We start from the raw sequence: 16,186 nt of genomic DNA, 5'->3' as shown, positions 1-16,186 counted from the left end.
CCTCGGTCCTACGTGACCAACGAAACTTCCTAAGAAAGCCTTTAGCAGGACTAAACAATGAGTCGTCAATTGCATGCCCAGACCTACGTCTGGCTGCAGGTGTTTTCCTGTGCCGCGCGGCACCTGTCCTTCACCCGTTGTGCGCAAGAGCTGCATATCACCCCGGGGGCGGTCAGTCAGCAGATTCGCCAGTTGGAAGAGCGTCTCGGTTTTCGCCTGTTCCATCGCCGGGCGCGGGGTGTCGAGTTGAGTGCGGAAGGCCAGCGACTGGCCATCACGGTCAATGAGGCCTATGGCAGTATCGATGCTGAATTGCGTCGACTGGATGCGGGGATGATCAGCGGGATTCTGCGGGTGCGCTCGATCCCGTCGTTCCTCAGCAAATGGCTGACCCCGCGTTTGCCGCGTCTGCAGCAGCGCTATCCGGACATCCAGTTGCGCCTGGTGGCCGAGGACAGCAGCGTGCCGTTGCACGAGGGCGATTTCGATCTGGCGATTGACCTGAACGACGGCAGCTATCCGGGACTGTTATCCACAGCCTTGCTCGATGAGCAGATTTTCCCGGTGTGTGCGCCGAATTTGTTGCGCGGACGCCCTCCGCTGCACGGGCCGGCGGATCTGGTGCATTTCCCGTTGTTGCACGACATCACCGCCTGGCGTGGCAGTTATGAATATGCGGAATGGGAGTTTTATCTGAACGCGATCGGTTTTGAGGGTGCCGACGTTCGGCGTGGGCACACGTTCAATCGCAATCACCTGACCATCGAAGCGGCAATTGCCGGCATGGGCGTGGCGATTGCCCGACGCACATTGCTCAACGATGAGCTGGAGCGCGGGACGTTGATCGTGCCGTTCGGATTGTCGGTGCCCAACCACAAACGTTACGTTTTGCTGTATGCGCCGGGGACGTTGAGCCATCCGGGCGTGCGCGCCGTGCATGACTGGCTGGTGGAGGAAGCGGGGATTTTCCGCAGCTTGCACCCGTTGAACGACGGGCAATTGTGAGCAGATTTTGCAGGGTTGCGAGGCGACCCAACTCCCGACCTTACCAGTGACTTGCTCGGTTGTCCGGCTTTTTTTGCGAATGAATATTTATCTTTTTTCAGGGGTTGAAATGTTCGTCAGTCGGGCCGATTGTTGTAACCAGGAGGTCAGGAAATCCAATTCAAGGCCTCTGGCGAGCTAGCTGAAATAAGGGATGAACTATGCAAATCCAAGTCAACAGCGATAACCATATTCAAAGCAGTAAGCGACTGGAGGAGTGGGTACGTACAACTATTGAGAGCACGCTCGAACGTTATGAAGAAGACCTGACCCGTGTCGAAGTCCACCTGAGCGACGAGAACGGCGACAAACCAGGTCCCCATGACTTGCGCTGCCAACTGGAAGCGCGGCCAAAAGGCCATCAACCGATTTCCGTCACCCATAAAGCCGATTCGCTGGAACAGGCGATCGACGGTGCAGCCGAAAAACTGGAGCACGCGCTGGAGCACCTGTTTGGCAAACTGCGAGGCAAGCCCCGCGCCGCCATCGTGCCATTCAGCAAAGCGAATGACGCACTGCTGGAAGAAGAGTTTCTGGAGAATGAGCAGGCAGCGATCAACAGTTGATGCGCTGATTTTTCAAGCCACCCCATGAGCACGGGCCTGCGCAAGCAGGCCCGTTTTTGTTTGTGGCGTTTTTTGCGCAGGGCATCAGAAAGCGGCCCCTCACCCCAGCCCTCTCCCTCCGGGAGAGGGGGCCGACCGAGGTGTCTGACGTGAAACATCGACCTGAAAGTCCGACTCGACTATGGATTCGGCAAAGCAGAATCAGGTCGGCGTACTTCGCAAGCATCCCGCAATCAGTCCCCTCTCCCTTGGGAGAGGGTTAGGGTGAGGGTTTTTTCAATCTCAGAACGCGAGGGAGGTTTGCACGTACACCGTGCGCGGTTCACCCACGTACTTGCCCTTGTTGTTGTCATCGAACGAGCGGGTGAAATACTGGGTGTTGAAGATGTTCTTCACCCCCACCGCCACATTCAGGTCCGACAGTTGCGGGCCGAAGTCGTAACCGGCGCGGCTGCTGAACAGCATGTAACCGGGGATCTTACCGGTGCTGCCGTCGGCGCTTTCCCTGGAGGTGTTGGCATTGTCGGCGAACTGGTCGCTCTGGAAGCTGCTGTCGACGTTGAGTTTCCACGGGCCCTCGGTATAACCGACGCCAATCGTGCCTTTGTGTTTCGACGAGAACGGCACGCGATTGCCCTTGTTCGGCCCGTCTTCGCGGATGCTCGCGTCAACATAGGCATAAGTGGCGTACACATCGAAACCGGCGAGTGCCGGGCTCAAGTCATCCAGCGCGTAATTGACGCTGGTCTCGATGCCTTGATGGCGGGTTTCGCCCCGGGCGATCACCGAATCGTTGGTCTGGTTGCTTTCGTACTGGTTGTCGAAGTTGATCAGGAACGCGCCGATCTCTGCGCGCAGGGCGCCGTTGTCATAACGGGTACCGAGTTCCCAGGTGCGGGCTTTCTCCGGTTTCACTTCGCCGCTGCTCACACGGTTGGGCATCTGACTGTATTGCACGCTGCCGAACGAACCTTCGGTGTTGGCATAAAGATTCCAGCTGTCGCTCAGGTGATAAAGCACATTCAGCGCTGGCAGTGCGGTGTTGTAGTCGCCCTTGTATTTGACGTCGGTCAGGTTGTTGGTCTGCTGCGACTCGATCATCTCGTAGCGCACGCCCGGAGTGATGGTCCATTTGCCGATGTCGATGCGATCGTCGACGAACAACGCATTGGCTTCGGTGCCACCGCGGGTGTCGCGGTCGTTGCGGCTGTCGGTGGTCGGGTACTGGTTGCTGCTGATCGGCGTGCGATAGCGCAACTCGTGGCCGGCCTCGTTGATGTAGCGGTAACCGACGCCGACTTCATGGCTGGTCGGGCCGAGGTCGAAGCCTTGGGCGAAACGCGTTTCGAAACCGCGCACCCAATACTCGCGCGGTGACAGCGAGAGGAAGTTGCCCTGATCCAGATAACCGCTGCGCAGGGTCTTGGTGAAGAAGGTGTTGGCGGTGAATTCGCGGCGATCCTCCTGATAGCGATAGCCGAAGTTGAACATCGTCCGCCGGCCCCAGAACTGGTCTTTCAGGCGCGTCGACTGGTACGGGTCAGCGTCGTAATCGGCAACGCTGAGGCCGCCGGGCATGTCGGCCTTGCCTTCGTAATACTGGGCCATGGCGTTGAAGCTGTTGGCCTCGTCGAGCTGGTATTTGCCCTTGAGGATCAGGTCGTCGATTTCGCTGTCGCTGTGTTCACGCCAGTCGCCGCCACGGGTGCCGGAGTACAGCAGCGCGCCGCCCAGACCATTTTCGTTGGTGCCGCCGGCCAGCAGATTGGCGCTGGTCTTGAAGCCGTCATGGCTCGACGACGGACTGGTTTCGGTCTGGAAACCACCCTTGACCGTCGGCGCATCGGGAATGGCGCGGGTGACGAAGTTGACCACGCCACCGACGTTCTGCGGGCCGTAACGCACGGCGCCACCGCCACGCACCACGTCCACGGCGTCCATGTTGCCCATGCTGATCGGCGCGAACGACAACTGCGGCTGGCCGTACGGTGCGAAGGGCACGGGAATGCCGTCCATCAGTACGGTCGAGCGCGCGGCCAGGCGCGGATTGAGACCGCGAATGCCGAAGTTCAGCGCCATGTCGTGGCTGCCGGTGCCATTGTTTTCCGGAGCATTGACCCCGGGGATGCGGTTGAGCACATCGCGTGCCTGAGTCGCACCCTGACGTTCGAAGTCTTCGCGACGGATCACATCACGGGCACCCGGATGTTCGAAGACGTTGACCTGCGCTGCATCACCGAGCCAGTCACCGACGACTTTCGAGGTGTCCAGCTCCAATGCGGTGTCGCCGGTCGGTTGCAGACTGAAGGCATTGTCGCCCTCGGCGCGAGCTTGCAGGCCGGTGCCTTCGAGCAGCGCATCGAGACCTTGTGCAGCGCTGTAGCTGCCTTCGAGGCCACGGCTTTGCACACCGCTGGTGACTTGCGAGCCAAAGGAAATCAGCACGCCGGCTTCACGACCAAACTGGTTGAGGGCGTTTTCCAGCGATGCCGGGGCAATATGGTAAACCTTGGTTTCGGCGGCCATGGCCGGCAGAGCGCTGAAGCTCAGGCTGGCGCCCAGTACGAAGTTGCGCAGGCTGCGGGCCAGCGGCGTGAGGCAAGTGGGGTGCATGAAGGTTGATCCTGAGAAGGTTGAATCAAGGGGGCTTTCCTTCTCTGTCACGCCAGATCTGAAAAACGGCTCATTTATTTTCTAAAGCAAAAGATCGCAGCCTGCGGCAGCTCCTACAGGATGTACACCGAGCCAATGTAGGAGCTACCGCAGGCCGCGATCTTTTGATCTTGCTGCTAAACCCGCGCCTCGACACTGACCCAATAACGGGTAAACCGCCGAACTTTCACCGGCAGACTGATTTGCAGCAGATCAAGAATCCGCTCGCTGTCGTCCAGTGGATAAGTCCCGGAGATCAGCAAGTCGGCCACCTTCGCATCGCAATGCAACTGGCCGCGACGGTAACGCCCGAGTTCTTCAAGAAAATCGCCCAGGCGCATGTGCGCGGCGATCAACATGCCGTCGGCCCAGGCGCCGCTGTTGGCGTCCAGTGACTGGGCGGCGCTGATCGAGGTGGCGCTGAAACTTAGCTGACGGGCAACGGGCAGCCACACCGGCGCGCGCCCGTGGACATTCAATTCGACTTGGCCTTCGAACAGCGCCACCTGCGTGCGATCGGCAAATTGCCGTACGTTGAGTCGGGCAGCAGCGGTTTTCAATAGCCCTTGTGCCGTGTGTACTTCGAACGCTTGGGCGGTGCTCAAAAGGATCTCGCCCTCCAGCAAACGGATCAGCCGCTGCGCACCATCCACGTCCGCTGCGCTCGCGGTGTTGAGCTGCAACTGGCTGCCCGCACCCAGCGTCACCTTGCGTCGCTCACCCAGCGGGCTGCGGTAATCGGCGAGCATCGTCGGCAGCGGATTGTGCTCGCGCATGCCCCAGGTGACGGCGGAACCGGCACCTAGAAGCAGCAGCAACTTGAGTGCCTGACGGCGGTTGGAAGACTTCGGCCCGTTCAACGCGGCATGCGCCAATGGCGACGCCACGCCGCGCAAGCGCTGGTTGACCCGCTGCATGTGCTCCCACGCGCGACGATGTTCGCTGTGGGCGTCCAGCCATTGTTGCCAGGCTTGTTGCTGACGGGGGGAGAGCGACCCTTGCTGCATTTCCATCAGCCAGTGCACGGCCTGTTCGGCCACTTGCGCAGAGAAATCCGGGACGCGGTTCATAGGGCGAAATAGCAGCGCAGGGCGGCTTTGTGCAGATGACGTTTGACCGTGGCCACCGAAATGCCCAGTTCGGCGGCGATTTGCGGATAAGTCAGGCCATCGACCTGCGCCAGCAAAAAGGCGCGCTTGACCAGACGCGGCAAGCCATCGAGCAACTGATCCAGTTCGATCAGGGTTTGCAGGATGATCGCTTTGTCTTCTTCCGATGGCGCAACCATTTCCGGCATCTGCGCCAGGGTGTCGAGGTAGGCGCGTTCCAGGTCCTGACGGCGGTAATGATTGAACAGCACGCGTTTGGCGAGTGTGGTCAGGAAGGCGCGCGGTTCGATGATCACCGCGGGTTCGCGGGCGCTGAGCACGCGAATGAACGTGTCTTGCGCCAGATCCGCCGCGCTGTCCGGGCAGCCGAGCCTGCGCCGCAACCAGCCGGTGAGCCAGCTGTGGTGGTCGTGGTAGAGCGATTCGACGGGATGGGCGGACGACAAGGGTATTACTCCGGGCGCATGATCGATGCGTTAGAGAACAAGAACTGTTCGCATTGTAGGGGCGTGCGAGGGTGCCCGGCAATCAGATGCTTTTGCGTATGAGAATATTTATCATTAATATTGCTCGCCTGTTGGTTCGGCTTGTCGGCCGGACGTTTTTTCGTTTCAGGGTCGAAACATGAAAGGCAAACTCGCCTCACTTCCCATGTCCTATCGTCTGGCCGTCACCTCGCGGGTGCTGGCGGCGGTGTTCGGCGGCTATCTGGTCGCGGCGCTGGCCAGTGTCGCGTTGACGATGTGGCTGCCGTTGAGCCGCGCCGAAGCGGTGGTGACCGGTATGACCATTTCCTTTCTGGTCTATCTGGTCGCGGTGCTGTGGTGCTTCGCTTGCCGCACGGCGTGGTCGGCGTGGGTCGGTTTGCTGGTGCCGAGCGTGATTCTGGCGACGGTGTCGGGTGCCGCGCGGGGCTTGGGTTACGCATGAAAGAGGGCTTTCGTCAGTCGATGGCCTGGCTGCACACGTGGACGGGGCTGGTGTTCGGCTGGCTGCTGTTTGCGATTTTCCTCACCGGAACGCTGGCCTATTTCAAGGATGAGATCAGCCACTGGATGCAGCCGGAAATTCCCTCGCGGCCCATCAATGCCGAAGCGAGCCTGACCCTGGCGCAAAGTTACCTGCAGCAACACGCCGCCGGCGCCTCGCGCTGGCTGATCGACTTGCCCGACGCCCGTGACCCGGGCCTGACGGTGCGCTGGCAGCAGGCGCCGAACACACCGGGCGAGCGCGGCAAGTTCGAATCCAGAACACTCGACGCGCAGACCGGCAGTGAAGTCCAGGCCCGCGAAAGCCTGGGCGGCGAGTTCTTCTACCGCTTCCATTTCCAGCTGCAAATGCCTTATCCATGGGGCCGCTGGCTGGCGACGATGGCGGCGATGGTGATGTTCGTCGGGCTGATCACCGGCATCATCACCCACAAGAAAATCTTCAAGGACTTCTTCACCTTTCGCCCGCGCAAAGGCCAGCGTTCATGGCTCGACGGGCATAACGCGGTCGGCGTGCTGGTGCTGCCGTTTCACTTGATGATCACCTACAGCAGCCTGGTGATTTTCATGGCGATGGTCATGCCGGCGAGCATTCTGGCGTCCTATAACGGCGACGTGCGCGCCTTTTACGACGAAGTTTTTCCGGCATCGAAGACCCCTGAGCCAGCCAACCGGGCGGCGCCGCTAAGTCCGATGGCACCACTGCTGGCCAAGGCCAGCGAGCAGTGGGCGGGAGGCAGCACCGCGCGGCTGACAGTGAACAATCCGGGGGACGCGAATGCCTCGGTGGTGCTGTCGCGCCGTGGCGACCGCGTCGTCCACGATTTCGGTCGCGCGGTGACGTTCACCGGCGAGCGCCTCGGCAGCACCCCGGAGCAGCCCGTGGCGATGGCCGTCGGCGGCACGTTCTACGGTTTGCACATGGGCCACTTCGCCGGGGCGACGTTGCGCTGGCTGTATTTCATCTGCGGTCTGGCGAGTACCGCGATGATCGGCACCGGGCTGGTGATCTGGCTTGGCAAGCGCCAGCTCAAACACGCCAAGAGCGGCGTGATGCCGTTCGAATTGCGTCTGGTGGAAGTGCTGAACATCGCCAGCATGGCCGGGCTGGTGTTGGCGGTGGCGGTGTTCTTTTTGGCCAATCGCCTGTTGCCGACAGATCTGCTCGGGCGCGCCGATCAGGAAGTGAATGCGTTTTTTATCGCCTGGGCTTTGAGTGTGGTGCATGCGTTGCTGCGCAAAGGGCGCAAGGCCTGGGTCGAACAGCTCGCGCTGGCTGCCGTGCTGTTTATCGCGGCGCCGCTGATCAATTTGACCACACCGTGGAATCTCGGGGTAACGCTGGCGCAAGGTGACTGGACGCTGGCGGGTTTCGATCTGACTTGCCTGGGCGCAGGTCTGTTCCTCGGCTGGGCCGCATGGAAAATGCAGCGTGCCGGCGGCGCCGTCAGCGTGAAAAAAACATCCCGCGAAAAGCCGCGACCGATCGCGCTTGAGCAGGAGGTCAGCTGATGTTGCTGGCGTTGTTGCTGTGCTATGCCGCGTTCAGCGCGCTGTGTCTGTCGATGCCTCGGCACCATGATGAACTGCTCGGCAACAAACCCTCGGCGCGACGCGCACGGGGTCTGAAACTCACTGGTTGGCTGTTGCTCGGGCTGTCGCTTTGGGCGGCAGTCGCTGCACACGGCTGGAGTTTCGGTCTGGTCGACTGGTTCGCGGTGCTCATGCTCAGCGCCTTGGCGTTGGTGCTGTTGCTGCCGTATCGCCCACGTCTGGCCCTCGCACTGGCCGGGTTGAGCCTGCTGGCCAGTCCGGTCGCTGCCTGGGCGCAGGTCTGACATGCTGATCGGTCACCCCCCGGAATCCCGCGACGACGAACCACATGGGGCGCGTGCGCATTTTCTCCAGGTGTTCCTGTCGCAGCGCTCGCAGATGGAAGCGCTGGTGAACCGGCGCGTCGGCTGCCGGGCCACGGCGGCGGATCTGGTGCAGGATCTGTTCCTGCGTTTCTGGCGGCGGCCGCTGGTGCAGGTCGAAGAACTCAGCACCTATCTTTTGCGCTGCGCCGGCAACATCGCCATCGATCACTTGCGCAGCGAAGGCACGCGGGTGCGGGTTAACGAGGGTTGGCAACCGGATGCGCCGGACAGTCACGGCAGCGAACCGCAAGCCGCGCTCGAAGCGGGCAATGATCTGCGCCATGTCGAGGCGGCGTTGCGTGCCTTGCCCGAACGCACCCGGCAGATCTTCCTGCTCAATCGCATCCACGGCCGCAAATACGCAGACATCGCCAAAGCCATGGGCCTGTCCCAAAGCGCCGTGGAAAAACATATGATGCGCGCCCTCGAGGCCTGCAAGGCCAGCCTGCGCGAACCCGCGCCACGTCTGCCAGGGAAAGCACCGTGAAAGTCACCGACCGCGTCACCCCGACGCCTGCTCAGGAGCAGGCCGCGCTCGCCTGGCTGAGCCTGCTGCACGACCGCCCGAGCACCGGCGATCAACTGACCTTCAGCCAATGGCTGCGCGCCGACCCGGCCCACGCCGAGGCCTACGCCCAGGCGCAAGTGCTCTGGGAGTTGAGCGAAAGTCCGGCGCGTACCTTGGCCGATGAAGAGGCGTTGGCGTTGCAGGGCTACCTCAATGCGATGGATCGTCCGCGTCGTTTACTGCTGCTGCGCTGGTCGGGCGCGCTGGCGATGGCCGCGTGTCTGATGCTGATGATCAGCCTTGGCACGGGTTGGCAGCCGCAGCGCTGGATCGATGATCTGGGTGCCGATTACGTTTCGGCACCGGGCGAGATCCGCACCGTGACCCTGGCCGATCAATCGCAAGTCACGCTGGATGCCGACAGTGCCATCGCGGTGGATTTCAGTCATGGCGAGCGGCATGTGCAATTGCGTCGCGGTGCCGGATTTTTCAGTGTCACGCATACGGGGGATCCGTTTGTGGTCGCGGCGGAGAAGGGCGAGGCGCGGGTGCTCGGCACGCAGTTCGAAGTGCGACTGCAACCACACGGTGCGCAGGTCACGGTACTGTCGGGGCGCGTTGGCGTTACGGCGGATCGTGATGGCGCGCAGCAGGTTCTTACGGCCGGTCAGCAGGTGGCTTTCGCTGACGGCTCGGCAGACAAACTGCATGCGGTGGACAGCGAGGCACGCCTGGCCTGGCGTCAGGGCTGGCTGACTTACTACAAGGCGTCACTGGCCGACGTGGTGGAGGATCTGCGGCGCTATTACCCGGGGCGGATAGTTGTGCTCAACGATGAGCTGGCTGCGCGCAAGGTCAGCGGCAGTTTTCCGAGCAAGGATCCGCAGGCCGTGCTCAGTTCCCTGCAAGGGGTGATGGGGTTTGAGCAGCATCAGGTGCTGGGGCATCTGATTATTCTGCGCTGAATCAACGTCAAAAGATCGCAGCCTGCGGCAGCTCCTACAGGGGATCGCGTATACCTGTAGGAGCTGTCGCAGGCTGCGATCTTTTGATCTTCAAAATATTTTCAAAATTGTAGTGAGGTAAACCGCAGCCCCATCCGTGTAGTGACTGAAACTGCGAGTCATTCGCATCCGTTGCGGTTCTACACAGGTCATTGAGCAATGAAGTCCAGGGCAAAATCGGGTTCGGTCAAACAGTGGTTGGGTGTTTCGGCATTGAGTTTTTGCGCATCGGCGCTGCTGCCGATGAGCGTGGCGCTCGCCGCTGAAACCGTCAGCAGCCCGACGCAGAAGCAGTTCAATTTCTCCCTGAGCGCCAAACCGCTGCCCCAGGCCCTGAGCGACTTCAGCCGCGTCACCGGGCAGAGCGTGGTCTACACCGATGAGGCACCGTACGGCATTAACGCCCCGGCCGTCAGCGGCCAGATGAGCGCCGAACAAGCGCTGCAACGCCTGCTCAGCGGTTCGGGCATGACCTTCCGCCGTACCGACAGCCACACTCTGGCGCTGGAACCGCAGCCCACCGCAGGTGCGCTCAACCTCGGCGCCACCACCATCACCTCGACCCGCGACGAGTCGATGACCTATCAACCGCCGCAGACCAGTTCGGTGATGCGCTCCTCGGCTTCGCTGCAGGAAATCCCGCAGACCGTCAACGTGATCCCGGCTCAGGTGATTCGCGATCAGGCCCCGCGCAATCTCGACGATGCGCTGGCCAACGTCAGCGGCATCACCCAGGGCAACACCTTGGGCAGCACCCAGGACTCGGTGATGACCCGTGGCTTCGGCGACAACCGCAATGGCTCGATCATGCGCGACGGCATGCCGATCGTGCAGGGCCGTGGGATGAACGCGACGGTCGATCGGGTCGAAGTGCTCAAGGGCCCGGCCTCGTTGCTCTACGGCATTCAGGATCCGGGCGGTGTGGTCAACCTAGTCAGCAAAAAACCGGAACTGACCCAGTACAACGCGCTGACCCTGCGCGGCTCGACTTACGGCGACGGCAAGAACGGTAGCGGCGGCACCTTCGATAGCACCGGTGCGCTGGGCGAATCCGGGCTGGCCTACCGGCTGGTGCTGGACCATGAAGACGAAGATTACTGGCGCAACTACGGCACCCACCGCGAGACGCTGATCGCGCCGTCGCTGGCCTGGTTCGGCGAGCGCACCAAGCTGTCGTTCGGCTATGAGCACCGCGAGTTTCTCACCCCGTTCGACCGGGGCACGGTGATTGATCCGCGCACCAACCATCCGCTGGACATTTCGCGCAACGAGCGTCTGGACGAGCCGTTCAACGACATGGAGGGGCGTTCCGACCTGTATCACTTCGAGGCCGACCACGAACTCAACGACGACTGGAAAGCTCACTTCGGCTACAGCTGGAACCGCGAAACCTACGACGCCAGCCAGGTGCGGGTGACCGCCATCGACACCAAAAAAGGCACGCTGACCCGCAGCATGGACGGCACGCAAGGCGCGATCAGCACTGACCGTTTCACCACCGCCAGCCTTGAGGGCAAGGTCAACCTGCTGGGCATGCAGCATGATCTGGTGTTCGGCGTTGACGATGAGTACCGCAAGATCTACCGCGCTGACCTGATCCGCCAGAAAAGCCTGAGCACCTTCAGCTACGTCAATCCGGTCTACGGCCGCGAAGTCGAAGGCACTACGGTCAGCCCAGCGGACAGCGCGCAGACCGATCTGCTGCGCAGCGATTCGGTGTTTCTGCAGGACTCGATTCACCTCAACGACCAGTGGATTCTGGTCGCCGGCGGGCGCTTCCAGGAGTACGACCAGTACGCCGGCAAAGGCGTGCCGTTCAAGGCCAACACCGACAGCAACGGGCAGAAATTCGTACCACGCGCCGGTCTGGTGTATCGCTACACCGACGAGTTGTCGTTCTACGGCAGCTACACCGAATCGTTCAAACCCAACTCGACCATCGCCCCGCTCAGCGGCAGCAGCACCGTGCTCGACGGCAGCATCGCGCCGGAAGAAGCCAAGTCGTGGGAACTGGGTGCGCGTCTGGATATGCCGGGGCGCATCACAGGCAATATCGCACTGTTCGACATCAAGAAGCGCAACGTGCTGGTCTCCAATTCTGAAGGCCCGACCACCATTTACAGCGCCGCAGGCGAAGTGCGTTCCCGTGGTCTGGAACTGGATCTGACTGGGCAGTTGACCGATCGCTGGAGCCTGATCGGCGCCTATGCCTACACCGATGCCGAGGTCACCGAAGACCCGGACTACAAAGGCAATCGCCTGCAAAACGTGGCGAAGAACAGCGGCTCTTTGTCGGCGGTGTATGACTTCGGCAGCGTGATTGGTGGCGACCAACTGCGGGTCGGTGCCGGGGCGCGGTATGTCGGCGAACGCGCGGGCAATGCGGTGAATGATTTCGACCTGCCGAGCTACACCGTGGCCGATGCGTTTGCCACTTACGACACGAAGCTTGAAGGGCAGAAGGTCAAGTTCCAGCTCAACGTGAAGAACCTGTTCGACCGCACCTACTACACCTCGGCGGCGAGCCGGTTCTTTGTGTCGATGGGCGATTCACGGCAGATTTCGCTCTCCAGTACGCTGGAGTTCTGATCCGAAAACAGCAAAAGATCGCAGCCTTCGGCAGCTCCTGCAGGGGAAACGCATTCCAACTGTAGGAGCTGCCGAAGGCTGCGATCTTTTGATCTGGCTCTAACGCAAAAACGCCTGCCGATAATCCCCCGGCGTCCCACCCAATACCTGCCGAAACCGGTTGGTGAAATGACTGGCACTGGCAAACCCGCACGCCAGCGCAATCTCCCCCAGCGGCAACGCCGTCCCGCGCAACAACTCCCGCGCCCGGGTCAAGCGCCGTGCCAGTACGTACTGATGCGGCGGCAAGCCAAAGCTCACGCGAAACATTCGGGCAAAGTGGTATTCCGACAATGCACACAGCCCGGCCAGTTGCCCGAGGCTGATCGGCTCGGCCAACTGACAGTCGATGAACTCGACCAATTGCCGTCGCTGATGCGGTGCCAGTCCGCCCTTGAGGCGCAAACCCTGACGGGCGCCGACTTGGCTGAGCAGGGTATGGCTGATCAATTCATGGGCAATGCTGCTGGTCAGCAAGCGTTCGGCAGGTTCTTCCCAATTCAGCGTCAGTAACTGCCGAAAGCGTCGCGCCTGTTGCGGATCTTCCAGGAAGGTCTGCTCACGCAGTTGCATCTCTCGCGGCTCGCGATCGAGCAAGGTGACGCACCCCAAGGCAAACTGCTCGGCACTGAAATACAGATGAGCGAGGCGGATATCGCCGTTGATCACCCAGCCGGATTCATGATCCGCCGGCAGGATGCACAGCTTGTCCGGCCCACCCTTGTGCCCCGGTTGGCCGCGACGAAAAGTTCCGGTGCCTCCGGCGATGTAGCAGGACAGGGTGTGATGGCTCGGTGCTTCGTATTCCTGAGCATCGTGGTGGTTGGTCCACAGGGCCGCAGACAAGCCGTCACCGAGCTCGGCGCTGTGCACAAGGCGTGCGTTCGGCGAGCGGTTGAGGGCTTGAAAGACTTGCAGGGTATCGATAGCGGCCATGTTCGGTTCTCTCCAACGCCTTGCATCCTACTCCGTAGCCTGCGCGCTGCCAGCCTGTCGGGCGACAAAAGCGCAAGAATCTGCAAGCGCCCCGATCCTGGCTGCCGCACCCTGAATCGCTGTTAAACGCAAAACCTGTGGCGAGGGAGCTTGCCACAGAGTGTCCCGTGTCCTCAGGAGTCTCGTCATGAACCTTTCGCTGTATCTGCTGACTGTGCTGATCTGGGGCACCACCTGGATTGCCCTGAAATGGCAATTGGGCGTGGTCGCGATTCCGGTATCGATCGTCTATCGCTTTGGCCTCGCCGCGCTGGTGCTGTTTGTGTTGTTGCTGCTCAGTCGGCGGCTGCAACCGATGAACCGGCGCGGGCATCTGATCTGCGTGGCGCAGGGTTTGTGCCTGTTCTGCGTCAACTTCATGTGCTTTCTGACCGCCAGCCAGTGGATTCCCAGCGGGCTGGTCGCGGTGGTGTTTTCCACGGCCACATTGTGGAACGCGCTCAATGCCCGGGTGTTCTTCGGTCAGCGCATCGCTCGCAACGTGCTGATGGGCGGAGCGCTCGGCCTGTCTGGCCTGGGAATGCTGTTCTGGCCGGAACTGGCCGGCCATCACGCCAGCCCTGAAACGTTGCTCGGTCTTGGCCTGGCATTGTGTGGCACCTTATGTTTTTCGGCGGGCAACATGCTCTCGAGCCTGCAGCAGAAGGCCGGTCTGAAACCGTTGACCACCAACGCCTGGGGCATGGCCTACGGGGCGGTGATGTTGTCGGTGTGGTGCCTGGTCAAAGGCATTCCGTTCGACATGGACTGGTCGCCACGTTACGTCGGCGCGCTGCTGTATCTGGTGATCCCAGGCTCGGTAATTGGCTTCACCGCCTACCTGACGCTGGTCGGACGCATGGGCCCGGAACGGGCAGCCTATTGCACCGTGCTGTTCCCGGTGGTGGCGCTGAACGTGTCGGCGTTTGCCGAAGGCTATCAATGGACGACGCCGGCGCTGGTCGGGCTGGTACTGGTGATGTTCGGCAACGTATTGGTATTTCGCCGGCCTCGGGCAGCGGTATTGCCGGTACAGGGCAAGTTGGCTTGAACTCAAAACTGTTCGGGCGCTGATGTTCAGCGCTCGATTTTTATTACGATGTAAATCATCAGCGGCAAGATAAAATCGACAATATGCCGGGCCCAGTCCTTGGCATTCCAGTTTTGTGAAGTGTCCATGTCGAACCATTCGACACCGACAACTTGAAAACATACGTAGTAGATGAAGATGGCAATCATCAGACCGATGACGGAGAACTTCTTGGCCTCGTGAAACTCCTCACCGGAAGCATTGATGTGCTTGAAAAGTTGGTACACGCCCAATAGGCAAAATGTGCTGAAAGTAACTTCCAGCGTAATGATCAGCCAGTAGATGCGGTGGTGCAGTATTGGCGAGGTGATGGCGCGGTAGCGCAAGTTGGCGTTGTGCTCGGTCGTGTCCATGCTCAGCACGTGCGCGACATATTGGTAATTTGAACCGTAGTCGGTGAAATTGCTGAACATCATAAGCAAGCCAAAGAAACTGAAGTAGCTCATCAGTATGACTTTGCTGTAGCGGATAGTTTTATCCATGGTCAGAGCGTTCAAGTGTGTTCTCCATAACATTTGTCGAGAATTCGATATGTCGGGAGAGTTTATAGCGGGGTCTTTTGTTTTGGTGGCGGGTTGAATTGCAAAGTATGTGCAAGTGCGTAACTTGACGGGCAAGTGTCTTCTGACACTTGCCCGATTGTGTTTAACCGCGCCAGACCTGCGGGTTCACCAGATCCCGTGGACGCTCGCCGAGCAAGGCGCTGCGCAGGTTGGCCACTGCGCGATTGGCCATGGCTTCGCGGGTTTCATTCGTCGCGGAGCCGATGTGCGGTAATGTCACAGCATTTTTCAACTGGAACAGCGGCGATTCGGCCAGCGGTTCTTTCTCGTAGACGTCCAGACCGGCGCCGCGGATGCGGTTGTTCTGCAGGGCTTCGATCAGCGCCGGCTCATCGATCACCGGGCCGCGGGAAATGTTGACCAGGATCGCGCCCGGTTTCATCAGCGCCAATTCTCGGTGGCTGATCAGGTGACGGGTCTTGTCGCTGAGCGGCACCACCAGGCAGACGAAGTCGGCTTCGGCCAGCAGTTGGTCGAGGCTGCGAAATTGTGCGCCGAGTTGCTGTTCCAGTTCGGTCTTGCGGCTGTTGCCGCTGTAGATGATCGGCATGTTGAAGCCGAAATGGCCCCGGCTGGCGACGGCGGCGCCGATGTTGCCCATGCCGACGATGCCCAGGGTCTTGCCGTGGACGTCACAACCGAACAACGGCGCGCCGACGCTGGCCTGCCATTGGCCGGCCTTGGTCCAGGCGTCGAGTTCGGCGACGCGGCGGGCGCTGCTCATGATCAGGGCAAAGGCGAGGTCGGCGGTGCTTTCGGTGAGCACGTCGGGGGTGTTGGTGAGCATGATCCCGCGTTCATTGAAGTAATCGAGGTCGTAGTTGTCGTAGCCGACAGAGACGCTGGCGACCACTTCGAGTTTTGTGGCGGTTTCGAGTTGGGCTTTGCCGAGTTTGCGGCCGACGCCGATGAGGCCGTGGGCGTGGGGCAGGGCTTCGTTGAATTGGGCGTTGATGTCGCCGTTCTTCGGGTTGGGGACGATGACGTCGAACTCTTGTTGCAGGCGTTCGATCATGGGCGGGGTGATGCGGCTGAAGGCCAGGACTGTTTTTTTCATTGGGCTTGGGCTCGGCTGTCTTTATTACCAAGCACGCTAACATTTCTTTGTGGGGTTTGGCTTGTCTTGGCGGCCTCTGGGC

The 16,186-nt window shown here is 60.8% G+C and carries 15 protein-coding genes; 9 read left to right on the top strand and 6 right to left on the bottom strand.

Going from position 1 to position 16,186, the window contains the following annotated elements:
- Positions 1–57 precede the first annotated feature (57 nt).
- Both JN524_RS17455 and JN524_RS17450 read left to right on the top strand, forming a co-directional pair.
- Complete coding sequence (locus JN524_RS17455) at positions 58–1,005, top strand: LysR substrate-binding domain-containing protein (RefSeq protein ID WP_202370138.1); 948 nt, start codon at positions 58–60, stop codon at positions 1,003–1,005.
- A 200-nt stretch (positions 1,006–1,205) separates the two neighbouring features.
- Positions 1,206–1,610, top strand: a complete 405-nt coding sequence (locus JN524_RS17450; RefSeq protein WP_027610895.1) for an HPF/RaiA family ribosome-associated protein — start codon at positions 1,206–1,208, stop codon at positions 1,608–1,610.
- 282 nt (positions 1,611–1,892) lie between these two features.
- On the opposite strand, the gene fecA is transcribed toward JN524_RS17450, so the two are convergent.
- The 3 genes from fecA to JN524_RS17435 form a co-directional block, all read right to left on the bottom strand.
- On the bottom strand, positions 1,893–4,223 hold the full coding sequence (gene fecA, locus JN524_RS17445) for a TonB-dependent Fe(3+) dicitrate receptor FecA (protein WP_202370137.1): 2,331 nt from the start codon (positions 4,221–4,223) through the stop codon (positions 1,893–1,895).
- A 176-nt stretch (positions 4,224–4,399) separates the two neighbouring features.
- Positions 4,400–5,332, bottom strand: coding sequence for a DUF4880 domain-containing protein (locus JN524_RS17440; RefSeq protein WP_202370136.1), 933 nt, complete (start codon positions 5,330–5,332; stop codon positions 4,400–4,402).
- Complete coding sequence (locus JN524_RS17435; protein WP_202370135.1) at positions 5,329–5,817, bottom strand: sigma-70 family RNA polymerase sigma factor; 489 nt, start codon at positions 5,815–5,817, stop codon at positions 5,329–5,331. The genes JN524_RS17440 and JN524_RS17435 overlap by 4 nt, the downstream gene beginning before the upstream one ends.
- Before the next feature lie 178 nt (positions 5,818–5,995).
- Between JN524_RS17435 and JN524_RS17430 the strand changes: the two genes are divergently transcribed.
- From JN524_RS17430 to JN524_RS17405, 6 genes are all read left to right on the top strand, one after another.
- Complete coding sequence (locus JN524_RS17430; RefSeq protein WP_007967542.1) at positions 5,996–6,301, top strand: DUF3649 domain-containing protein; 306 nt, start codon at positions 5,996–5,998, stop codon at positions 6,299–6,301.
- The gene (locus tag JN524_RS17425; protein ID WP_202370134.1) at positions 6,298–7,872 is read left to right on the top strand and encodes a PepSY-associated TM helix domain-containing protein; all 1,575 of its coding nucleotides are present in this window, start codon (positions 6,298–6,300) and stop codon (positions 7,870–7,872) included. Before JN524_RS17430 ends, JN524_RS17425 begins: the two co-directional genes overlap by 4 nt.
- Positions 7,872–8,198: a DUF3325 domain-containing protein gene (locus tag JN524_RS17420; RefSeq protein WP_202370133.1), complete on the top strand. Its 327-nt coding sequence runs from the start codon at positions 7,872–7,874 to the stop codon at positions 8,196–8,198. Before JN524_RS17425 ends, JN524_RS17420 begins: the two co-directional genes overlap by 1 nt.
- 1 nt (position 8,199) lies before the next feature.
- Complete coding sequence (locus tag JN524_RS17415) at positions 8,200–8,766, top strand: RNA polymerase sigma factor (RefSeq protein ID WP_003221797.1); 567 nt, start codon at positions 8,200–8,202, stop codon at positions 8,764–8,766.
- Complete coding sequence (locus JN524_RS17410; protein WP_202370132.1) at positions 8,763–9,752, top strand: FecR domain-containing protein; 990 nt, start codon at positions 8,763–8,765, stop codon at positions 9,750–9,752. Before JN524_RS17415 ends, JN524_RS17410 begins: the two co-directional genes overlap by 4 nt.
- 198 nt (positions 9,753–9,950) lie before the next feature.
- On the top strand, positions 9,951–12,380 hold the full coding sequence (locus JN524_RS17405; RefSeq protein ID WP_202370131.1) for a TonB-dependent siderophore receptor: 2,430 nt from the start codon (positions 9,951–9,953) through the stop codon (positions 12,378–12,380).
- A 99-nt stretch (positions 12,381–12,479) separates the two neighbouring features.
- On the opposite strand, the gene JN524_RS17400 is transcribed toward JN524_RS17405, so the two are convergent.
- The gene (locus JN524_RS17400) at positions 12,480–13,355 is read right to left on the bottom strand and encodes an AraC family transcriptional regulator (RefSeq protein WP_202370130.1); all 876 of its coding nucleotides are present in this window, start codon (positions 13,353–13,355) and stop codon (positions 12,480–12,482) included.
- A gap of 187 nt (positions 13,356–13,542) precedes the next feature.
- Between JN524_RS17400 and JN524_RS17395 the strand changes: the two genes are divergently transcribed.
- A complete protein-coding gene (locus tag JN524_RS17395) occupies positions 13,543–14,445 on the top strand; it encodes a DMT family transporter (RefSeq protein ID WP_202370129.1) in 903 nt (300 codons plus the stop codon).
- Between the two features lie 26 nt (positions 14,446–14,471).
- Here JN524_RS17395 and JN524_RS17390 read toward each other — a convergent pair whose 3' ends face one another.
- Both JN524_RS17390 and JN524_RS17385 read right to left on the bottom strand, forming a co-directional pair.
- The gene (locus JN524_RS17390; RefSeq protein ID WP_202370128.1) at positions 14,472–14,981 is read right to left on the bottom strand and encodes a DUF2165 family protein; all 510 of its coding nucleotides are present in this window, start codon (positions 14,979–14,981) and stop codon (positions 14,472–14,474) included.
- 148 nt (positions 14,982–15,129) lie between these two features.
- Complete coding sequence (locus tag JN524_RS17385) at positions 15,130–16,104, bottom strand: 2-hydroxyacid dehydrogenase (RefSeq protein ID WP_202370127.1); 975 nt, start codon at positions 16,102–16,104, stop codon at positions 15,130–15,132.
- Positions 16,105–16,186 lie beyond the last annotated feature (82 nt).

It is taken from the genome of Pseudomonas sp. MWU318 (assembly GCF_016756945.1).
Lineage (GTDB): Bacteria > Pseudomonadota > Gammaproteobacteria > Pseudomonadales > Pseudomonadaceae > Aquipseudomonas > Aquipseudomonas putida_A.
Note: the sequence above shows the minus strand (reverse complement) of the source record. Positions and strands in the feature narration are given on the sequence as shown.